Source organism: Enterobacter sp. C3_dUdeg (genome assembly GCF_057536195.1).
In genome coordinates, this window is the sequence record NZ_BAAKFX010000002.1 from 41,996 (window position 1) to 61,364 (window position 19,369).

The 19,369-nt window shown below is 53.8% G+C and carries 16 protein-coding genes and 3 tRNA genes; 13 read left to right on the forward strand and 6 right to left on the reverse strand.

From position 1 onward, the window contains the following. Positions 1–21 precede the first annotated feature (21 nt). A complete protein-coding gene (gene seqA, locus AC27FC_RS07695; RefSeq protein WP_094934385.1) occupies positions 22–570 on the reverse strand; it encodes a replication initiation negative regulator SeqA in 549 nt (182 codons plus the stop codon). 183 nt (positions 571–753) lie between these two features. Here seqA and ybfF point away from each other — a divergent pair, with 183 nt between their 5' ends. The 4 genes from ybfF (at position 754) to fur (ending at position 3,366) form a co-directional block, all read left to right on the forward strand. Next, positions 754–1,527 (forward strand): esterase, encoded by a 774-nt coding sequence (gene ybfF / locus AC27FC_RS07700; protein WP_196354700.1) that lies wholly within the window; start codon positions 754–756, stop codon positions 1,525–1,527. A gap of 128 nt (positions 1,528–1,655) precedes the next feature. Beyond that, on the forward strand, positions 1,656–1,943 hold the full coding sequence (ybfE, locus tag AC27FC_RS07705) for a LexA regulated protein (RefSeq protein ID WP_028019455.1): 288 nt from the start codon (positions 1,656–1,658) through the stop codon (positions 1,941–1,943). Positions 1,944–2,098: 155 nt separating this feature from the next. Next, on the forward strand, positions 2,099–2,629 hold the full coding sequence (gene fldA, locus AC27FC_RS07710) for a flavodoxin FldA (RefSeq protein WP_008501067.1): 531 nt from the start codon (positions 2,099–2,101) through the stop codon (positions 2,627–2,629). Between the two features lie 290 nt (positions 2,630–2,919). After that, entirely contained in the window at positions 2,920–3,366 is a 447-nt protein-coding gene (fur, locus tag AC27FC_RS07715) for a ferric iron uptake transcriptional regulator (protein ID WP_014169146.1), read from the forward strand. Between the two features lie 140 nt (positions 3,367–3,506). Here fur and chiQ read toward each other — a convergent pair whose 3' ends face one another. The 4 genes from chiQ to nagE form a co-directional block, all read right to left on the reverse strand. Next, complete coding sequence (gene chiQ / locus AC27FC_RS07720) at positions 3,507–3,833, reverse strand: ChiQ/YbfN family lipoprotein (protein ID WP_032668313.1); 327 nt, start codon at positions 3,831–3,833, stop codon at positions 3,507–3,509. Between the two features lie 47 nt (positions 3,834–3,880). Further along, the gene (gene chiP / locus AC27FC_RS07725; RefSeq protein WP_196354701.1) at positions 3,881–5,278 is read right to left on the reverse strand and encodes a chitoporin ChiP; all 1,398 of its coding nucleotides are present in this window, start codon (positions 5,276–5,278) and stop codon (positions 3,881–3,883) included. A gap of 446 nt (positions 5,279–5,724) precedes the next feature. Next, positions 5,725–7,392 (reverse strand): glutamine--tRNA ligase, encoded by a 1,668-nt coding sequence (glnS, locus tag AC27FC_RS07730; protein ID WP_029740147.1) that lies wholly within the window; start codon positions 7,390–7,392, stop codon positions 5,725–5,727. A gap of 169 nt (positions 7,393–7,561) precedes the next feature. Beyond that, the gene (gene nagE / locus AC27FC_RS07735; RefSeq protein ID WP_075203929.1) at positions 7,562–9,583 is read right to left on the reverse strand and encodes an N-acetylglucosamine-specific PTS transporter subunit IIBC; all 2,022 of its coding nucleotides are present in this window, start codon (positions 9,581–9,583) and stop codon (positions 7,562–7,564) included. Between the two features lie 328 nt (positions 9,584–9,911). Between nagE and nagB the strand changes: the two genes are divergently transcribed. The 8 genes from nagB to AC27FC_RS07775 all read left to right on the forward strand — a co-directional run bounded on the left by nagB (position 9,912) and on the right by AC27FC_RS07775 (position 16,386). Continuing rightward, entirely contained in the window at positions 9,912–10,712 is an 801-nt protein-coding gene (gene nagB / locus AC27FC_RS07740) for a glucosamine-6-phosphate deaminase (protein ID WP_023310765.1), read from the forward strand. A 55-nt stretch (positions 10,713–10,767) separates the two neighbouring features. Then, entirely contained in the window at positions 10,768–11,916 is a 1,149-nt protein-coding gene (gene nagA, locus AC27FC_RS07745; protein WP_094934388.1) for an N-acetylglucosamine-6-phosphate deacetylase, read from the forward strand. An 8-nt stretch (positions 11,917–11,924) separates the two neighbouring features. Beyond that, positions 11,925–13,145 carry a DNA-binding transcriptional regulator NagC gene (nagC, locus tag AC27FC_RS07750; protein ID WP_094934389.1) on the forward strand — a complete coding sequence of 407 codons (1,221 nt, stop codon included), beginning with the start codon at positions 11,925–11,927 and terminating at the stop codon, positions 13,143–13,145. A 45-nt stretch (positions 13,146–13,190) separates the two neighbouring features. Continuing rightward, positions 13,191–13,943, forward strand: a complete 753-nt coding sequence (nagD, locus tag AC27FC_RS07755; RefSeq protein ID WP_023310763.1) for a ribonucleotide monophosphatase NagD — start codon at positions 13,191–13,193, stop codon at positions 13,941–13,943. A 249-nt stretch (positions 13,944–14,192) separates the two neighbouring features. After that, the gene (gene asnB, locus AC27FC_RS07760) at positions 14,193–15,857 is read left to right on the forward strand and encodes an asparagine synthase B (RefSeq protein ID WP_023310762.1); all 1,665 of its coding nucleotides are present in this window, start codon (positions 14,193–14,195) and stop codon (positions 15,855–15,857) included. A 226-nt stretch (positions 15,858–16,083) separates the two neighbouring features. Then, positions 16,084–16,160: transfer RNA gene (locus AC27FC_RS07765), tRNA-Met, on the forward strand. A gap of 40 nt (positions 16,161–16,200) precedes the next feature. Then, positions 16,201–16,275 (forward strand) — tRNA-Gln (locus AC27FC_RS07770). A 36-nt stretch (positions 16,276–16,311) separates the two neighbouring features. Further along, positions 16,312–16,386, forward strand: a tRNA-Gln gene (locus AC27FC_RS07775). A 110-nt stretch (positions 16,387–16,496) separates the two neighbouring features. Here the strand turns inward: AC27FC_RS07775 and ubiF are convergent. Continuing rightward, positions 16,497–17,672 (reverse strand): 3-demethoxyubiquinol 3-hydroxylase, encoded by a 1,176-nt coding sequence (gene ubiF, locus AC27FC_RS07780; RefSeq protein ID WP_048977179.1) that lies wholly within the window; start codon positions 17,670–17,672, stop codon positions 16,497–16,499. Between the two features lie 135 nt (positions 17,673–17,807). Between ubiF and miaB the strand changes: the two genes are divergently transcribed. Beyond that, positions 17,808–19,232: a tRNA (N6-isopentenyl adenosine(37)-C2)-methylthiotransferase MiaB gene (miaB, locus tag AC27FC_RS07785; RefSeq protein ID WP_033144935.1), complete on the forward strand. Its 1,425-nt coding sequence runs from the start codon at positions 17,808–17,810 to the stop codon at positions 19,230–19,232. Positions 19,233–19,369 lie beyond the last annotated feature (137 nt).

Genomic DNA, 19,369 nt, shown 5'->3' on the forward strand with positions numbered 1-19,369 from the left:
CGGGTCCTTCTGATGCAAGGGTTAAATTGTACCGCAAACCTTTTCAATCAATTCCGCCGGGAACTGCATGGACTGCATGATGTGTTCAATCATGCTGCACTTGCGGCCCGTATTGGTATTGGTGATCACCCAGTACGGGGTGCCAGGAACATGTTTGGGTTTGGTTTGATTGCCATTTTGCAGCAGCGTCTGCTCGTCGCCCGCGAAATAGACGCGAGTACGGCCGTGAAGCGACTCGGTCGCTTCAGCAAACGCTTTGTTATCCAGTGAGTAAAGTGTAGACAGCACCAGCATAAAGCGGTTAACCGCCTTTTTCTGCTCCGCGTATTCATCGGAGAGCAGCAGCTCGCGCATCGCGCGCACTTTATCTTTTGCCGGCGTCACGACAGGTTTTGCTTGTGCAACAACGCTCGGCTGAGACACGACATCTTTGGTGACTGGGGTAGCAGGCTGTGAAGCGGCGGAAATTTTAAGCATGCGCCGTAAAATGTCGGACGCGCTCTCCCCGATATGCCGCGTCTGGCTGGCAATATACTGATAGAGTTCGTCATCAACTTCGATTGTTTTCATCTTAATCCAGTGCGATATCTTATCTGAATACAAGTCATTGGGATTATAAGGTCAAATCCCAACAGCGGATAGCGTCAAACCAGGTTGGCCGCAAAAGTCAGATTAAACTGGAACCTTGCAGCCGGGCGGCAGAATGGTCAACATGATACCCTAACCTGACATACGTAAAAAAAGAACTTTGCCATGAAATTGAATACCCGAGCGCAAACTGCACAATCGCCGAACAATAATTCTCCCATCGTACTGGTTCACGGGCTTTTTGGCAGCCTGGATAACCTGGGCGTGCTGGCGCGCGATCTGGTTACCGACCACGATATTTTACAGGTCGATATGCGCAATCATGGTCTTTCCGGGCGTTCCGACGAGATGACCTACGCGGCGATGGCGCAGGATCTGCTGGATACGCTGGATGCCCACGACCTGCAAAAGGTGACCCTCATCGGGCATTCAATGGGTGGCAAAGCGGTGATGGCCCTGACGGCACTGGCCCCGGACCGTATTAGCGGCCTGGTGGTGATTGACGTCGCGCCCGTGGATTATGACGTCCGCCGTCACGACGAGATTTTTGCCGCCATCAATGCGGTCACAGAAGCGGGTGTCGCTACGCGCCAACAGGCGGCTGCCGTCATGCGTGAGCATCTTGATGAAGAAGGCGTCGTGCAGTTCCTGCTGAAGTCATTTGTTGACGGCCAATGGCGTTTTAACGTGCCGGTGCTCTGGGAGCAATACAATAACATCGTGGGCTGGGAAACCGTCCCCGCCTGGCCACACCCTACTCTCTTTATTCGCGGCGGAAACTCACCTTACGTTACCGACGCGTACCGCGACACGCTGCTGGCCCAATTCCCGCAGGCTCGCGCCCACGTGATTGCCGGTGCCGGGCACTGGGTGCATGCGGAAAAACCGGATGCTGTGCTGCGCGCCATTCGCCGCTATCTTGCTGATACTGCAAATTGATTAAAAAGAAAGCGACTGGAAGGCTGCGGGCTTCCAGTCGTTGGCGTGCCGTTTTTGGTGATGTATGATGGCGCGCTTATCGCCCGGGCATTAGCAGGGCGGCGTGTTTCCCCCGAAGTCTCAGAATCATGGCCAAAGAACAAACGGACCGTACGACACTAGATCTGTTCGCGAATGAGCGTCGCCCGGGACGACCCAAGACGAATCCGCTTTCGCGCGATGAACAGCTGCGTATCAATAAACGCAACCAGCTTAAACGCGATAAAAATCGTGGGCTTAAGCGTGTCGAACTGAAGCTTAACGCCGACGCCGTCGATGCGCTGAACGAGCTGGCTGACGCGCGAAATATCAGCCGCAGCGAGCTCATTGAAGAGATGTTGCTCGTCCAGCTTGAGACGTTACGCAGCCAGGCATAAGTCTGAAAATCCCCTTTATCGCCCTTTTCATGTAGCACAGAGTGCAGTCCTGCGCGATAGCTGTTTCCGCAGGGTTGCCAGTTCTGCTATTATTGCCCTTATCCGTGGCCAAATTGCGCCACCATACTATTAAGTTTCAAGAGGTTATTTTACTCATGGCAATCATCGGCATTTTCTTTGGCAGTGATACCGGCAATACCGAAAATATCGCAAAAAACATTCAAAAACAGCTCGGTAAAGACGTTGCTGATGTGCATGACATCGCCAAGAGCAGCAAAGAAGATCTGGAAGGCTATGACATTCTGCTGCTGGGTATCCCAACCTGGTACTACGGTGAAGCCCAGTGCGACTGGGATGATTTCTTCCCGACGCTGGAAGAAGTGGACTTCAACGGTAAGCTGGTCGCCCTGTTTGGCTGTGGCGATCAGGAAGACTACGCCGAATACTTCTGTGACGCGCTGGGCACCATCCGCGATATCATTGAGCCGAACGGCGCGGTTATCGTAGGCCACTGGCCGACCGCCGGTTACCACTTCGAAGCGTCTAAAGGCCTGGCCGATGACGATCATTTCGTAGGCCTGGCCATCGACGAAGACCGTCAGCCAGAACTGACCGCAGAGCGCGTTGAGAAGTGGGTGAAGCAGATCCGTGAAGAACTGCACCTGGATGATATTCTGAACGCCTGATTTTATCGCGGCGCAACTGCGGTTGCGCCCATGCTCCAGGTCAAACCGATTAAATTAATCGCTACAATCTTTTAACTTTTTCGCCCAGACCTGTACAATGTCTCCCTGATAAAACGTGGTTTTCCATTGAGCAAGTTTGTTGGTGATACCACGTTTTTATAAGCATATTTTGCCTGAGACTTGCAGTTTTCATTTAGCCATGGCAGTTCTATAATGAGACGCATTATCCCGGGTGCATTTTCTGTCACTTCCTACAGAAGTGAATCGTTTAGCAACAGGACAGATTCCGCATGACTGACAACAATACCGCATTAAAGAAGGCTGGCCTGAAAGTTACGCTTCCTCGGTTAAAAATCCTTGAAGTGCTTCAGGGTCCAGACAATCACCATGTCAGTGCGGAAGACCTTTATAAACGTCTTATCGACATGGGTGAAGAGATTGGGCTGGCTACCGTCTATCGCGTGCTGAACCAGTTTGATGACGCAGGCATTGTTACCCGTCATAATTTCGAAGGCGGTAAATCTGTTTTCGAACTGACCCAGCAGCAGCACCACGATCACCTGATCTGCCTCGATTGTGGCAAGGTCATTGAATTCAGCGATGATTCCATCGAAGCGCGCCAGCGTGAAATCGCGGCGCGTCATGGCATCCGCCTGACGAACCACAGCCTGTACCTTTACGGTCACTGCGCTGAGGGCGATTGCCGCGAAGACGATCACGCGCACGACGCGAAATAATAAGATTCATACTCTGAGCCAGCCGCAAGGTTGGCTTTTTTTTTGCCTGGAAAAAGCCCGGTGGCACTGTGCTTACCGGGCCTACGGGCTATGACACCTTTGTAGGCCCGGTAAGCGCAGCGCCACCGGGCGTAAAGCACTTATTTATTGTTATTGCGTATCTCGTTCCAGATCTTATCGCAACGCTTCGCCACTTCCTGATCGTTACCGGTTTTACGCGCCTGGATGCAGGCCTGATAATCCATCACGCGGACGTTTTCCTGCGTCGCGAACTGCTCATGCGCTTTCTCTTTCTTCAGCACGTTCAGCACGCTCTGACAGGCTTGAATTTTCTCCGGCGATCCTTCCGCAGTATTTATGCAGGCGCTATACGCCTCCTTCAGACGGGAGTCCTCTTTCGGCGCCTGATTCTGAGCACACGCCACCAGCCCTGATGCCAGCAACGCGACGATTACAATTTTTTTCATCATGTGCAGTCTCCATGCCGGCGGGACTCAGCCCGCCGGTGCGTTCATCAGAAGATGGTGAATGGGGCAATAACCATGAATTTCACGTCACGCTCATCCTGGAAGATGTTGCCGTAACCGCCCGCATAGCTCGGGATATCGGAGTGGTTGTCATACTGGGTGAAGTGCAGTTTGAACATCGTGCCTTTCGCACGGCCATCCTGCAGGGTGTAGATAGCATCTAAGCTGTAGGAAGACTCTTTCAGGCGATAGTTGGGATCGTAGTATGCGTCCGGCGTGGCCATATCGGCAGGTTTTGCGTCCCAGGCGTAAGCGTAAGAAGCGCCCACCGCCCAGCCAGGCAGGTTCCAGTTTTTCAGGTCATACATTGCGCCGAAGAAGACCGCTTTCTCGCCGTCGGCGTTGAAGTCTGAGCGGTTATCCCACCAGATATCAAGACGACCGTTGGAGGAGGCGTAGGTCGGGGTCATACGCTGCAGGAAGTAGCCCTGCAGCCCTTCCGCCTTCACCCATGTGCCTTCCAGACGCAAATCAACCTGACCGACCTTGTAGCCGAAGGTTAACGCCTGCAGCCACGCGGTGCCGTCATAAATGTCGTTGACGCCACCGTTGCTGACTTTGTCGCGCGTACCGTAGAACTGGTAGCTGGTGCTCAGCGGGCTACCCGCGACATCGAATTTATAGCTGGCCTTAGCAAAGTACTGATCGACATAGCCCTGTGCCTGACCAAATGCCGCTTCTAGCACCAGATCGTTTTTGAAGTCGTACTTCGCGCCCAGCGAGTGCAGGTAATCGACTTTGGTTTTTTTATCGTTCTGGTAGAACTTGTCCATTTCGATGTGCCACGGTGCTTTGTACTCGTTGGTCCACATATAGGAGAAGCTCAACGCACCCGCATCACCGTAGTCAAAGTTCGCCCCGGCTTCGGCACCCTGATAGGTACCCGGCATAAAGCTCCAGTGCGGTGCTAACAGAGTCTGGCCAGTTGGCTGAATATAACCACCGCGCGCCCAAACCGGACCGTATTTAAATTTTGCAGCGGCTTTGTAAAGGCTGATACCGCTCTTATCCCCGGACCAGTCTTCTTTATAGGCTTTGTTGCTGGAGGAGAAGGCAATTTCGTTCGGGTGGGCGCTGTCGCCGTTTTCCGCCATTTCAATCGCGGTAAACGCAGCAATATCCAGACCGAACATATCCGCGGCATAGCCTGACTGGAAGTCCAGGTTGGCGTTCCAGGTGGAGTGAGAAAGGTTGGTTTTGTATTTGTCTTCGGTGACGTCTTTACGGTCACGTTCACGCTGCCAGTAATAAATACCGCCCGTGAGGGTAGAATCATCGATGAAGCCCACCGCTTTCGCCTCTGGTGTCACCACCAGACCCGACATTGCTGTCACACCGGCAATAGCCAGCGCCAGCGCACTACGTTTGCCACTGAACGTACGCATAGATTATTCCTCTTTGACGAATTAAAACGCCTGAAGCGGCGTAAATAAAAAAGACCAAATGGTCAGGGGTAGCTTTAAATACCCTCGAATTAACTACCGTCTTTAGGTTATTTTTCGCGTCGCGAATTATCAATGCTTTTTAGCGGACAAAAGTCAGGACTATGACGAAGTGCACATAATTGGTAGCGCTTTGTAACATTTGTGAGGAGGCGAGGAATGGCGGGGAATTATCAGGTATTTCAGTAGCTAGACGTGAGAATCCTTTCCTTTTTTATAACCTTTTTAACTTCCGCAATGATACAAACTTTTTTTTGAAAAATAAGTAGCACCTCATTGACCTGATATTTTTATCACGCCTTTTTAGGCCCTGGCTTAATACCCTGATCGTAAAATAAAAAAACGCCGCATAGTGCGGCGTTTGTCTCTCATTGACCAGAGCAGCAATATTATTCGCCGATCTTCGTCCAGGTATCACGCAGGCCTACGGTACGGTTGAATACCGGTTTTTCCGCCGTGCTGTAACGGCTGTCCAGGCAGAAGTAACCTTCACGTTCGAACTGGAACGCTTTGCCCGCTTCAGCGGCTTTCAGAGAAGGCTCCGCATAACCCTGCTTGATCACCAGAGATTCCGGGTTGATGGTCGCCAGGAAGTCTTCCGCTGCACCTGGGTTAGGCACGCTAAAGAGACGATCGTACAGACGGATTTCTACCGGCAGCGCGTGGGAAGCGCTCACCCAGTGAATCACGCCTTTCACCTTGCGGCCATCCGCCGGATCTTTGCTCAGCGTTTCAGCGTCATATGAACAGAAGATGGTGGTGATATTCCCTTCCGCATCTTTCTCTACGCGCTCGGCTTTGATGACGTAGGCATTACGCAGACGCACTTCTTTACCCAGCACCAGACGCTTGTACTGCTTGTTGGCTTCTTCGCGGAAGTCAGCGCGGTCAATCCAGATGTCACCGCTGAACGGCACGTCACGGCTACCCATTTCCGGTTTGTTCGGATGGTTAGGCATGGAGACCAGCTCGCTTTCACCCTGCGGATAGTTTTCGATAACCAGTTTAACCGGGTCGATAACGGCCATCGCGCGCGGGGCGTTTTCGTTGAGATCTTCGCGAATGCAGGATTCAAGGGAGGCCATCTCGATGGTGTTGTCCTGCTTGGTCACGCCGATGCGTTTGCAGAACTCACGAATAGAGGCGGCAGTGTAACCACGACGGCGCAGACCAGAGATGGTTGGCATACGTGGGTCATCCCAGCCTTCAACGTGCTTGTCGGTCACCAGCAGGTTCAGCTTACGCTTGGACATCACGGTGTATTCCAGATTCAGACGAGAGAACTCGTACTGGCGCGGATGTACAGGAATGGTGATGTTGTCCAGAACCCAGTCGTACAGACGACGGTTGTCCTGGAACTCCAGCGTACACAGGGAGTGCGTAATGCCTTCCAGCGCATCGCTAATGCAGTGGGTAAAGTCGTACATCGGGTAGATGCACCACTTGTTGCCGGTCTGATGGTGTTCCGCAAACTTAATGCGGTACAGCACCGGATCGCGCATCACGATGAACGGAGACGCCATGTCGATTTTGGCACGCAGGCACGCTTTGCCTTCTTCGAAGCCACCGGCACGCATTTTTTCAAACAGCGCAAGGTTCTCTTCCACGCTGCGATCGCGGAACGGGCTGTTTTTGCCCGGGGCGGTCAGCGTACCGCGATATTCACGGATTTCATCAGCAGACAGTTCGTCAACATACGCCAGACCCTTGTTGATCAGTTCAACCGCGTAGGCGTACAGCTGATCGAAATAGTCAGAGGAGTAGCAGATATCGCCAGACCAGTTGAAGCCCAGCCATTGCACGTCATTCTTGATGGACTCAACGTATTCGATGTCTTCTTTTACTGGATTGGTGTCATCGAAACGCAGGTTGCACTGTCCCTGGTAGTCTTGCGCAATGCCAAAGTTCAGGCAGATGGACTTCGCATGCCCGATATGCAGGTAGCCGTTCGGCTCCGGCGGGAAACGGGTATGAACTGTGGTGTGCTTACCACTGGCCAGATCTTCATCGATGATCTGACGAATAAAGTTACTCGGGCGGGCTTCTGCCTCACTCATCGTGGATTCCTCAAAGCGTAAACAACGTATAACGGCATATGATCTTATAAGCCGGACGTAGTGACAACCCTTAAAACGTCTCTGAAGAAAATAATGGGGGCTTTTGCTGCAAAAAAAAGCGGCGGAGGATATCCCCCGCCGCTTAAGGCATGACTCTACTCAGGAGCGATTACTTGCCTTTAATCTCATACAGCGGTGTTTGCCCCGCAACAACCAGACCTTTCGCCTGAATGACCAGGCCACTGAAGTCATCGATGTTGCTGCAAACGACCGGGCTTATCATGGAGCGCGCGTTGGCGTTCAGGAAGTCCAGATCCATTTCCAGAATCGGCTGCCCGGCCACCACTTCAGCGCCCTCTTCCACCAGGCGAGTAAAGCCCTGACCGTTCAGCGCAACGGTATCGATACCCATGTGGACAACGATCTCCGCGCCATTTTCGGTTTCGAGGCAGAACGCGTGGTTGGTGTTGAAGATTTTCACGATGGTACCGGCCGCCGGAGACACAACGGTTTTGTCCGTTGGTTTCACCGCCACACCGTCACCAACAGCTTTGCTGGCGAAGGCTTCGTCAGGCACCTGCTCAATCGCAACCACTTCACCTGTTACCGGTGAAACCAGCGCGGCTACCGTTTTGGCGTTCGGTACCGCCTGCGGTTTTGCAGCCGCTGGCGCGGCGGCAGGTGCGGCAGAAGCTTCTGCTGCGGCTACCGGACCAGTGGTTTTCATGGCATTAGCAATTTTCTCTGCCACGAAGCCAACGATAATCTGCACGCTGGTTTTGTTCAGGCGGATAACGCCGGAAGCACCCAGACGTTTGGCCAGCGCTTCGTTCACCAGGGAAGAGTCTTTGACGTTCAGACGCAGACGAGTGATACAGGCGTCGATACCGGTCAGGTTGTCAGAACCGCCGACAGCGGCGATGTACTGACGCGCCAGGCCTGAAACGTCCTGATCCTGAGCACCGCTCACGTTCACATCCTGACCATCCGCTTCGCTACCGGCCACGGCCAGTTCACGACCCGGGGTCATCAGGTTGAATTTGGTGATAGTGAAACGGAACACCATGTAGTAGATCGCGAAGAACACCAGACCTTGCGGGATCAGCATCCACCAGTGGGTCGCCAGCGGGTTACGGGACGACAGCACCATATCCACCAGACCGGCGCTGAAGCCGAAACCGGCAATCCAGTGCATGCTGGCAGCGATGAACACGGAGATACCGGTCAGCACGGCGTGGATCACATACAGAACCGGCGCCACGAACATGAAGGAGAACTCCAGCGGCTCGGTGATACCGGTGAAGAAGGCCGCGAACGCCCCCGCCATCATGATACCCAGCACTTTTGCTTTGTTCTCTGGACGCGCGCAGTGGTAGATAGCCAGCGCAGCACCCGGCAGACCAAACATCATGATCGGGAAGAAGCCCGCCTGGTAACGACCGGTGATACCGACAACCGCTTTACCTGCTTCGATGGACTGTGCGCCACCCAGGAAGTTAGGGATATCGTTAATACCGGCAACGTCGAACCAGAATACGGAGTTCAGCGCGTGGTGCAGACCGACCGGGATCAGCAGACGGTTGAAGAACGCGTACACGCCCGCACCGACAGAACCCAGTTTCTGGATGTGCTCACCGAAGTTCACCAGACCGTCGAAAATCATCGGCCAGACGTACATCATGATGAACGCGACAACGATCATCACAAACGAGGTCAGGATAGGAACCAGGCGGCGACCGCTAAAGAAGGAGAGCGCTTTTGGCAGCTCTACGCTGCTGAAGCGGTTATACAGTTCGGCGGAGATGATACCCACAAGGATACCGACAAACTGGTTGCTGATCTTACCGAATGCCGCCGGAACCTGGTCCGCCGGAATTTTTTGGATCATGGCCACCGCTGCAGGCGAGCAGAGGGTGGTTAACACGAGGAAACCGACAAAACCCGTCAGCGCAGCGGCACCGTCTTTGTCTTTGGACATACCGTAAGCCACACCAATCGCGAACAACACGGACATGTTGTCGATAATGGCGGAACCTGACTTGATAAAGAACGCCGCCAGCGCGCTGGTATTACCCCAGCCGTTGGGGTCGATCCAGTAGCCGACACCCATCAGGATGGCTGCGGCAGGCAGCGTGGCGACCGGCACCATAAGCGCGCGGCCAACCTTTTGTAAATAACCTAGAATACTCACTTTCTTCCCCCTATGAGACCCCGTTTAAGGCATGTTCTCAGCTCTGTTTTTTATTGTGTCACGAACTATAGATACAGTTGATGCTTCACTGGCATTGTGAGTGTGTGAAAAATTAATTCGTATCGCAAATTAAACGCGTACTTTTTGTGATTTTTGTCACCAAATATCGTTATTCACCCTCCCTTACACTGGCTAACAGCGAAAACTTATTTTATCATTCAAAAAATCAAGACGGATTGATCCGGCCTGAAAGTTTCCAGGTTACGCTTAAGTATCAGGTCCCGATAGCCATCCGCCCACTCTTCTACTTAAACTCTTGAGGTGAACAATGAGACTGATTCCCCTGGCAACTGCTGAACAAGTCGGTAAATGGGCCGCTCGCCATATCGTTAACCGTATTAACGCCTTTAAACCGACCGCCGATCGTCCTTTCGTTCTTGGACTTCCGACAGGCGGCACGCCGCTGACCGCCTATAAGGCGCTGGTTGAGATGCATAAAGCAGGCCAGGTTAGCTTCAAACATGTTGTGACCTTCAATATGGATGAATACGTTGGCTTACCGAAAGACCACCCGGAAAGCTACCATAGCTTTATGCACCGTAATTTCTTTGATCACGTTGATATTCCATCTGAAAATATTAACCTGCTGAATGGAAACGCGCCTGATATTGACGCAGAATGCCGTCAGTATGAAGAAAAAATCCGTTCTTACGGTAAGATCCACCTGTTCATGGGTGGTGTAGGTAATGATGGTCATATCGCGTTTAACGAACCGGCGTCATCTCTGGCTTCCCGCACCCGTATTAAAACGCTGACCCATGACACGCGCGTGGCAAACTCCCGCTTCTTTGACGGCGATGTTAACCAGGTTCCAAAATACGCCCTGACCGTAGGCGTAGGCACCCTGCTGGATGCCGAAGAAGTGATGATTTTGGTGCTGGGCGGCGTGAAAGCGCAAGCGCTCCAGGCTGCCGTTGAAGGCAACGTTAACCATATGTGGACCATCAGCTGCCTGCAGCTGCATCCTAAATCCGTCATCGTCTGCGACGAACCGTCCACGATGGAGCTGAAGGTTAAAACGCTGAAATACTTCAACGAGTTAGAAGCTGAGAACATCAAAGGTCTGTAATTGAATAACCGCCTCTTCATCAAGAGGCGGCCGCTTTTTTTAACCGGGGGTCGTTATGTACGCTTTAACCCACGGTCGGATTTATACCGGCCATGAAATTCTGGATGACCATGCGATTGTTATCGCTGATGGCCTGATTGAACGTGTTTGTCCGCTGGCAGAACTGCCGCCGGAGATTGAACAGCGCTCACTCAATGGAGCAGTAATCTCCCCCGGTTTCATCGACGTACAGCTCAACGGCTGCGGCGGTGTGCAATTCAATGACACCGCGGATGCGGTGACGGTCGAAACGCTGGAGATCATGCAGAAGGCCAACGAGAAATCGGGCTGCACCAGCTATCTGCCAACGCTCATCACCAGCAGTGATGACCTCATGAAGCAGGGTATCCGCGTGATGCGCGAATACCTGGCCAAACACCCTAATCAGGCGCTGGGTCTGCACCTTGAAGGGCCATGGCTGAATATGGTCAAGAAAGGAACGCATAACCCGGATTACGTGCGTAAACCTGATGCGGAGCTGGTTGACTACATGTGTGCGAACGCCGATGTGATCGTCAAAGTGACGCTGGCGCCTGAAATGACGGGTACGGATGTCATCAGCAAACTGGCTGGTGCCGGAATTATCGTTTCAGCAGGTCACTCAAACGCGACGCTGAAAGAAGCGAAAGCCGGTTTCCGCGCGGGGATTACCTTCGCAACGCACCTTTACAACGCCATGCCGTATATCACAGGCCGTGAACCGGGTCTGGTCGGGGCTATTCTGGATGAGCCAGACGTTTACTGCGGCATTATTGCTGACGGCTTACACGTCGATTACACCAACATTCGCAACGCTAAGCGGCTGAAAGGTGACAAGCTTTGTCTGGTGACGGATGCCACCGCACCGGCAGGTGCAAATATTGAGCAGTTCATTTTTGCCGGTAAAACAATATACTACCGCAATGGACTGTGTGTGGATGAAAACGGTACGCTGAGCGGTTCCTCTTTAACCATGATTGAAGGGGTGCGTAACCTGGTTGAACATTGCGGGATTGCGCTTGATGAAGTCCTGCGTATGGCCACCCTTTATCCGGCGCGCGCAATGGGCGTGGATAAACAGCTCGGCGAAATTGCACCAGGTATGGTTGCAAACCTGACGGCATTCACACACGATTATAAAATTATTAAGACCATCGTTAATGGTAACGAGGTCGTCACTGAGTAAGTAAAAGTATGACACCTGGCGGACAAGCTCAAATCGGTAATGTCGATCTCGTTAAACAACTTAACAGTGCGGCGGTATACCGCCTGATTGACCAGCACGGACCAATCTCGCGAATTCAGATAGCCGAACAGAGCCAGCTTGCTCCCGCCAGCGTGACAAAAATTACCCGCCAGCTCATTGAGCGCGGTCTGATCAAAGAAGTCGATCAGCAGGCCTCCACCGGGGGCCGCCGCGCCATCTCCATTATTACCGAAACCCGCAATTTTCAGGCCATTGGCGTCCGTCTGGGCCGTCATGACACCACGCTCACGCTGTACGATCTGAGCAGTAAAGCGATTGCGGAAGAGCACTACCCTCTTCCGGAGCGCACTCAGGAGACGCTTGAGCATGCGCTGCTGAATACCATTGCGCAGTTTATTGAAAGCTGTCAGCGCAAGATCCGTGAACTCATTGCCATCTCCGTGATTCTGCCAGGACTGGTCGACCCGGAAAGCGGCGTGATCCGCTATATGCCGCATATTCAGGTTGAAAACTGGGGGCTGGTCGACGCGCTGGAAAAGCGTTTTAAGGTGACCTGCTTTGTGGGCCACGACATTCGCTCTCTGGCGCTGGCAGAGCACTACTTTGGTGCGAGCCAGGACTGTGAAGACTCTATTCTGGTGCGCGTTCACCGCGGAACGGGCGCCGGTATTATCTCTAACGGCCGTATTTTTATTGGTCGCAACGGTAACGTCGGCGAGATCGGCCACATTCAGGTTGAACCCCTCGGGGAGCGCTGCCACTGCGGCAACTTCGGCTGCCTTGAAACGATTGCCGCCAACACGGCCATCGAGCAGCGCGTTCGCCATCTCCTTGAACAGGGTTACCACAGCCGCGTCACGCTGGACGATTGCAAGATAGGCACCATCTGCAAAGCCGCCAATAAAGGCGACGCGCTGGCCTGTGAAGTGATCGAGCAGGTAGGCCGCCATCTGGGGAAAACCATCGCCATCGCCATTAACCTGTTTAACCCCCAGAAAGTGGTGATCGCCGGTGAAATTGTGGAGGCGGAAAAGGTGCTGCTCCCCGCCATTGAAGGCTGTATTAACACCCAGGCGCTGAAAGCATTCCGCCAGAACCTCCCGGTGGTTCGTTCAAAGCTTGACCATCGCTCGGCGATTGGCGCGTTCGCGCTGGTCAAACGCGCCATGCTCAACGGAATTCTGCTGCAGCATTTGCTGGAAAGTTGATCGGACCTTATAGTAACGCCTTCTTTTTTTGATGTCGGACTGTCCATGACCATTAAGAATGTAATTTGTGATATCGACGGCGTGCTGATGCACGACAACGTTGCCGTGCCGGGTGCTGCGGAATTTCTTCACCGCATCATCGACAAAGGAATGCCTCTGGTTCTGCTCACGAACTACCCTTCCCAAACCGGTCAGGATCTGGCTAACCGCTTTGCCACGGCGGGCGTCGACGTTCCGGACAGCGTGTTTTATACCTCGGCAATGGCCACGGCAGATTTTCTGAAGCGTCAGGAAGGGAAAAAAGCCTACGTGGTGGGTGAAGGTGCGCTGATACACGAGTTGTACAAAGCTGGCTTTACCATCACTGACGTGAACCCGGACTTCGTGATTGTCGGCGAAACGCGCTCCTTTAACTGGGAGATGATGCATAAGGCAGCATACTTTGTCGCCAGCGGCGCGCGCTTTATCGCGACCAACCCGGATACGCACGGCCGTGGTTTTTATCCGGCCTGCGGCGCGCTGTGCGCCGGTATCGAAAAAATCTCAGGTCGTCAGCCGTTTGTAGTCGGTAAACCGAGCCCGTGGATCATTCGTGCCGCGCTCAACAAGATGCAGGCCCACTCTGAAGAAACCGTTATTGTCGGCGACAACCTGCGCACCGATATTCTGGCCGGATTCCAGGCGGGTCTGGAGACGATTCTGGTCCTCTCCGGCGTCTCTCAACTTGATGACATTGATTCGATGCCGTTCCGGCCAAGCTGGATTTACCCCTCCGTCGATGAAATCGACATCATCTGATACCGAACCACGCCTCAGGGCGTGGTTTTTCATTTATGGCCTACAAAAATAAAGTCTCATCTAACAAAAAGCACGTTTCATTGCATAATCATCAATAAAAGAATTTCTGGCGTGCTCTTTTTTCACTATTCCGCAATCACTGTTGCACTATTTCCGTTTTCACCCGTAAAACGCTTGCGCGCCCTGCCCCTTTGCGGCATTTTCATAAGCAAGCAACATTACAAAGCAACAGGGTTAACGGAGAAGGTTATGTGTTCAATTTTTGGCGTACTGGATATTAAAACTGACGCGGGCGAACTGCGTAAAAAGGCACTCGAACTGTCCCGCCTGATGCGCCATCGCGGACCAGACTGGTCAGGCGTTTACGCCAGTGATAAAGCGATTCTAGCTCACGAACGTCTGTCCATTGTTGACGTCAACGCCGGTGCACAGCCGCTGTATAACGAGAAAAAAACGCACGCGCTGGCTGTCAACGGTGAAATCTACAACCACCAGGCGCTGCGCGCCGAATACGGCGACCGCTACGCGTTCCAGACCGGTTCTGACTGTGAAGTGATCCTGGCGCTGTATCAGGAGAAAGGGCCCGAGTTCCTGGACGACCTGCAGGGCATGTTCGCCTTCGCCCTGTACGACAGCGAAAAAGACGCGTACCTGATTGGCCGTGACCACATCGGCATTATCCCGCTGTACATGGGCCACGATGAGCACGGCAACTTCTACGTGGCCTCTGAAATGAAAGCCCTGGTGCCGGTATGCCGCACCATTAAAGAATTCCCGGCGGGCAGCTATTTGTGGAGCAAAGACGGCGAGATCCGCTCCTATTACCAGCGTGACTGGTTCGACTATGATGCGGTAAAAGACAACGTCACGGACAAAGCCGAGCTGCGCCAGGCCCTTGAAGACTCCGTGAAAAGCCACCTGATGTCTGACGTGCCCTACGGCGTGCTGCTCTCCGGCGGTCTGGACTCCTCCGTGATCTCCGCGATCACCAAGAAATTCGCGGCCCGTCGCGTGGAAGATCAGGAGCGCTCAGAAGCCTGGTGGCCACAGCTGCACTCTTTTGCCGTTGGCCTGGAAGGGGCTCCTGACCTGAAAGCCGCGCAGGAAGTGGCGAACCACCTCGGCACCGTGCACCATGAGATTCACTTCACCGTGCAGGAAGGTCTGGATGCGATCCGCGATGTGATCTATCACATTGAAACCTATGACGTGACCACCATCCGCGCCTCAACGCCGATGTACCTGATGTCGCGCAAGATCAAAGCGATGGGCATCAAGATGGTGCTCTCCGGTGAAGGTTCTGACGAAGTGTTTGGCGGCTACCTGTACTTCCACAAAGCGCCGAACGCCAAAGAGCTGCACGAAGAGACCGTGCGTAAGCTGCAGGCGCTGCACATGTTCGACTGTGCGCGTGCCAACAAAGCGATGTCGGCCTGGGGCGTGGAAGCGCGCGTGCCGTTCCTGGATAAGAAATTCCTCGACGTGGCGATGCGCATCAACCCGCAGGACAAGATGTGCGGCAACGGCAAAATGGAAAAACATATCCTGCGTGAGTGTTTTGAATCCTACCTGCCGGCGAGCGTGGCATGGCGTCAGAAAGAGCAGTTCTCTGATGGCGTTGGTTATAGCTGGATCGACACCCTGAAAGAGGTCGCGGCGAAACAGGTTTCCGACCAACAGCTGGAAACCGCGAGCTTCCGCTTCCCGTACAACACGCCGGGCTCGAAAGAAGCCTATCTGTATCGTGAAATTTTTGAAGAGCTGTTCCCGGTACCGAGTGCCGCGGAGTGCGTACCGGGTGGCCCGTCCGTCGCCTGCTCTTCTGCCAAAGCGATTGAATGGGATGAATCTTTCAAATCCATGAACGATCCGTCAGGACGCGCGGTAGGCGTTCACCAGTCAGCCTACAAATAATCACTCAGATCGCAATCAGGCCCCTCAGGGGCCTGATTTTTTTGCCTCACATTTCACCGTCTAAATCTGATTAATAACCAATAATTGCCGAATATTCGGCCACGCTGTTCGCAACCTAACCAAACAGTCACATTCCGGCTATTTTCGTTGAAAAAGGTGTTGACGCTGCAAGGGTCTATACGCATAATGCGCCCCGCAACGCCGATAAGGTAACGCGAAAAAAGATGGCTACGTAGCTCAGTTGGTTAGAGCACATCACTCATAATGATGGGGTCACAGGTTCGAATCCCGTCGTAGCCACCAAATTCAGATTGTCGATTTTTCGGTAATCAAGACAAATTGTTGGGGTATCGCCAAGCGGTAAGGCACCGGATTCTGATTCCGGCATTCCGAGGTTCGAATCCTCGTACCCCAGCCAATTTAAAAAGTCGTTAAGCAGTTTGTTTAACGCAATTGGGGTGTCGCCAAGCGGTAAGGCTCTGGTTTCTGATACCAGCATTCCGGGGTTCGAATCCCTGCACCCCAGCCACTTAAGTAACAAAAAAGCCCGCTCTGCGGGCTTTTTTGTTTTTGTTGTTCAGGATGGTGCGGCCTGATGCCCTTACCCTGACCCTCTCCCACTGGGAGAGGGGAAAAAGATTAGAGTCCCAGCGCGTATTTCAGCGCCTGACGCTTCAGACCACCGGCACGTTCCGCTGCCATCAATCCAATATTACGCAGAATGCGCACCGGGGCTAAGTCATTGCTGAACCCGGCATAAAACAGATCCATCCCCGACTGCATAATAAAGTTATCCGCCATGCGTCGCGTCTGGTAACGCTTCAGGATCTGATGGCTGGCCCAGTTTTCCGCGTGCCCGCGGGCGCTGCTCAGCACATCCAGTAACGCATCGACATCACGGTACCCCAGGTTCACGCCCTGCCCGGCCAGCGGATGAATGGTGTGTGCCGCATCGCCCACCAGCGCCAGCCCTTCACGGGCATACTGCAAAGCATGGCGGCGCGTGAGCGGAAATGCACCTGCAGCGACCGGCGTCACGTTGCCCAGACGGCTCGGGAAATGCAGGCGGATTTCCCGCTGCAATTGTTCCATTGTAAGCCCCTGCAGCTGGCGAATGCGTGCCGGTTTGTCGTACCAGACCAGCGATGCCCAGTTATCAAACAGCGGTAAAAAGGCATGCGGGCCATTCGGCGTAAAGTGCTGCCACGTGCTTTCACCCGGCGCATGCTCGCACTCGACGGTAATCAGCATGCAGGACTGCTCATACTGCCAGGCATGAACGCCAATTCCCGCCATCTGTCTGACCTGCGAGTTAGCGCCGTCCGCTCCGACGACGAGCTTCACGGCCAGTTCATCGCCGCTGTCGAGCGTCAGCAAATACCCGCTCTCGTGAGGATGCAGTGCCTTAATCGACGCCGGAACGCGCAGCGTCACCTTCGGATGCGCCTCCAGCGCCAGCCAGAGCGCCTGCTGGAGCACATTGTTTTCCACCATATAACCCAGGCGCGGCAGCTTCAGCTCAGCGGCATCAAACGCGACGTGGGCATTTTCCCACTCCCAGGTTTCAAGACGGCTGTAAGGATGGGCGCGCATCGCCAGCACCGCCTCCCAGACGCCCAGCCCGCGCAGCAGATCGACGGACGCCGCGCTGATCGCGGATATGCGCACATCCGGTTTGCTCGCGGGATCGAAGGCCGGCGGAGCAGCCTGTTCAATTACCGTTACCTCAAATCCCTGCTGCGCCAGCCCCAGCGCCAGCGCGCCGCCGACCATACCGCCGCCGACAACGGCAACTTCGGTGTGTAGGAGTGTCATGGTCAATTTTCCTTATTGGAGAATCCCTTAAGTTTACCGGATTTTTGCGGTCCTGAGACACATAACCTTCATACTGGTCACAACCCCACCAAAGCATTACAATACGCGGCTTGCAATCCTGAGCTGAGCAAGTCGATGACTAAAAAACTCCATATAAAAACCTGGGGCTGTCAGATGAACGAATACGATTCATCCAAGATGGCCGATCTGCTGGATTCAACCCACGGATACCAGCTGACTGAAAATGCGAAAGAAGCGGACGTGCTGCTGCTGAACACCTGTTCGATTCGTGAAAAAGCGCAGGAAAAAGTCTTTCACGTGTTAGGCCGCTGGAAGCTACTCAAACGAAAAAATCCGGATCTGATCATCGGGGTGGGTGGCTGCGTCGCATCGCAGGAAGGTAAGCTGATCCGCCAGAGAGCCCCGTATGTGGATATCGTCTTTGGCCCTCAGACCCTGCACCGCCTGCCGGAGATGATCAATCAGGTTCGAGGCAACCGTAGCCCGGTCGTTGACGTCAGCTTCCCGGAAATCGAAAAGTTTGACCGTCTGCCGGAGCCGCGCGCCGATGGCCCGACCGCCTTCGTCTCCATCATGGAAGGCTGCAACAAATATTGCACTTACTGCGTGGTGCCTTACACCCGTGGTGAAGAAGTCAGCCGTCCGGCAGACGATATTCTGTTTGAAATTGCGCAGCTTGCCGCACAGGGCGTTCGCGAAGTGAACCTGCTGGGCCAGAACGTGAACGCCTGGCGCGGGGAAAACTACGACGGCACCACCGGCAGCTTTGCCGAACTGCTGCGTCTGGTGGCCGCGATTGACGGTATCGACCGCATTCGCTTTACCACCAGCCATCCAATGGAGTTTACCGACGACATCATTGACGTGTATCGCGATACGCCAGAGCTGGTGAGCTTCCTGCACCTGCCGATTCAGTGTGGATCTGACCGCGTGTTGAACCTGATGGGCCGCCCGCATACGGTGCTGGAGTACAAGTCCACCATTCGCAAGCTGCGTGAAGCGCGTCCGGATATCCAGATCAGCTCCGACTTTATCGTCGGCTTCCCTGGCGAAACCGCTGATGACTTCGAGCGCACCATGAAGCTCATCGGTGAAGTGAATTTTGACGTCAGCTACAGCTTCATCTTCTCTGCGCGTCCTGGAACACCTGCGGCCGATATGGTTGACGATGTGCCGGAAGAAGAGAAAAAGCAGCGTCTGTATATTCTGCAGGAGCGTATTAACCAGCAGGCCAACGCGTGGAGCCGCCGTATGCTCGGCACCGTTCAGCGCATTCTGGTGGAAGGCACCTCCCGCAAGAGCATTATGGAACTCTCCGGTCGTACCGAAAACAACCGCGTGGTGAACTTTGAAGGCACCCCGGATATGATCGGTAAATTCGTGGACGTCGAGATTGTCGAAGTGCTGACCAACTCGCTGCGCGCGAAGCTGGTACGCACCGAGGACGAAATGGGCCTGCGTATTGCCGAGTCACCGGAATCCGTAATCTCTCGTACCCGTAAAGAAAACGATTCTGGCGTGGGGATTTACCAGCCTTAATCCTCCTGGCCTGCCTTTCCGGCAGGCCTTGTATTTCCTCTCATCGTCCCCAATATCTTCCGCAACGCTTGCGCCTTTATTCTGTGGCGTGAATAATTTCGGTAATGACCGTTTTATTACGTCCTATAGCAATGGGT

Excerpts from the sequence above, each read along its gene's own strand:
- seqA (WP_094934385.1), bottom strand. The coding sequence starts at position 570 with ATGAAAACAATCGAAGTTGATGACGAACTCTATCAGTATATTGCCAGC.
- ybfF (WP_196354700.1), top strand. The coding sequence starts at position 754 with ATGAAATTGAATACCCGAGCGCAAACTGCACAATCGCCGAACAATAAT.
- ybfE (WP_028019455.1), top strand. The coding sequence starts at position 1,656 with ATGGCCAAAGAACAAACGGACCGTACGACACTAGATCTGTTCGCGAAT.
- fldA (WP_008501067.1), top strand. The coding sequence starts at position 2,099 with ATGGCAATCATCGGCATTTTCTTTGGCAGTGATACCGGCAATACCGAA.
- fur (WP_014169146.1), top strand. The coding sequence starts at position 2,920 with ATGACTGACAACAATACCGCATTAAAGAAGGCTGGCCTGAAAGTTACG.
- chiQ (WP_032668313.1), bottom strand. The coding sequence starts at position 3,833 with ATGAAAAAAATTGTAATCGTCGCGTTGCTGGCATCAGGGCTGGTGGCG.
- chiP (WP_196354701.1), bottom strand. The coding sequence starts at position 5,278 with ATGCGTACGTTCAGTGGCAAACGTAGTGCGCTGGCGCTGGCTATTGCC.
- glnS (WP_029740147.1), bottom strand. The coding sequence starts at position 7,392 with ATGAGTGAGGCAGAAGCCCGCCCGAGTAACTTTATTCGTCAGATCATC.
- nagB (WP_023310765.1), top strand. The coding sequence starts at position 9,912 with ATGAGACTGATTCCCCTGGCAACTGCTGAACAAGTCGGTAAATGGGCC.
- nagA (WP_094934388.1), top strand. The coding sequence starts at position 10,768 with ATGTACGCTTTAACCCACGGTCGGATTTATACCGGCCATGAAATTCTG.
- nagC (WP_094934389.1), top strand. The coding sequence starts at position 11,925 with ATGACACCTGGCGGACAAGCTCAAATCGGTAATGTCGATCTCGTTAAA.
- nagD (WP_023310763.1), top strand. The coding sequence starts at position 13,191 with ATGACCATTAAGAATGTAATTTGTGATATCGACGGCGTGCTGATGCAC.
- asnB (WP_023310762.1), top strand. The coding sequence starts at position 14,193 with ATGTGTTCAATTTTTGGCGTACTGGATATTAAAACTGACGCGGGCGAA.
- ubiF (WP_048977179.1), bottom strand. The coding sequence starts at position 17,672 with ATGACACTCCTACACACCGAAGTTGCCGTTGTCGGCGGCGGTATGGTC.
- miaB (WP_033144935.1), top strand. The coding sequence starts at position 17,808 with ATGACTAAAAAACTCCATATAAAAACCTGGGGCTGTCAGATGAACGAA.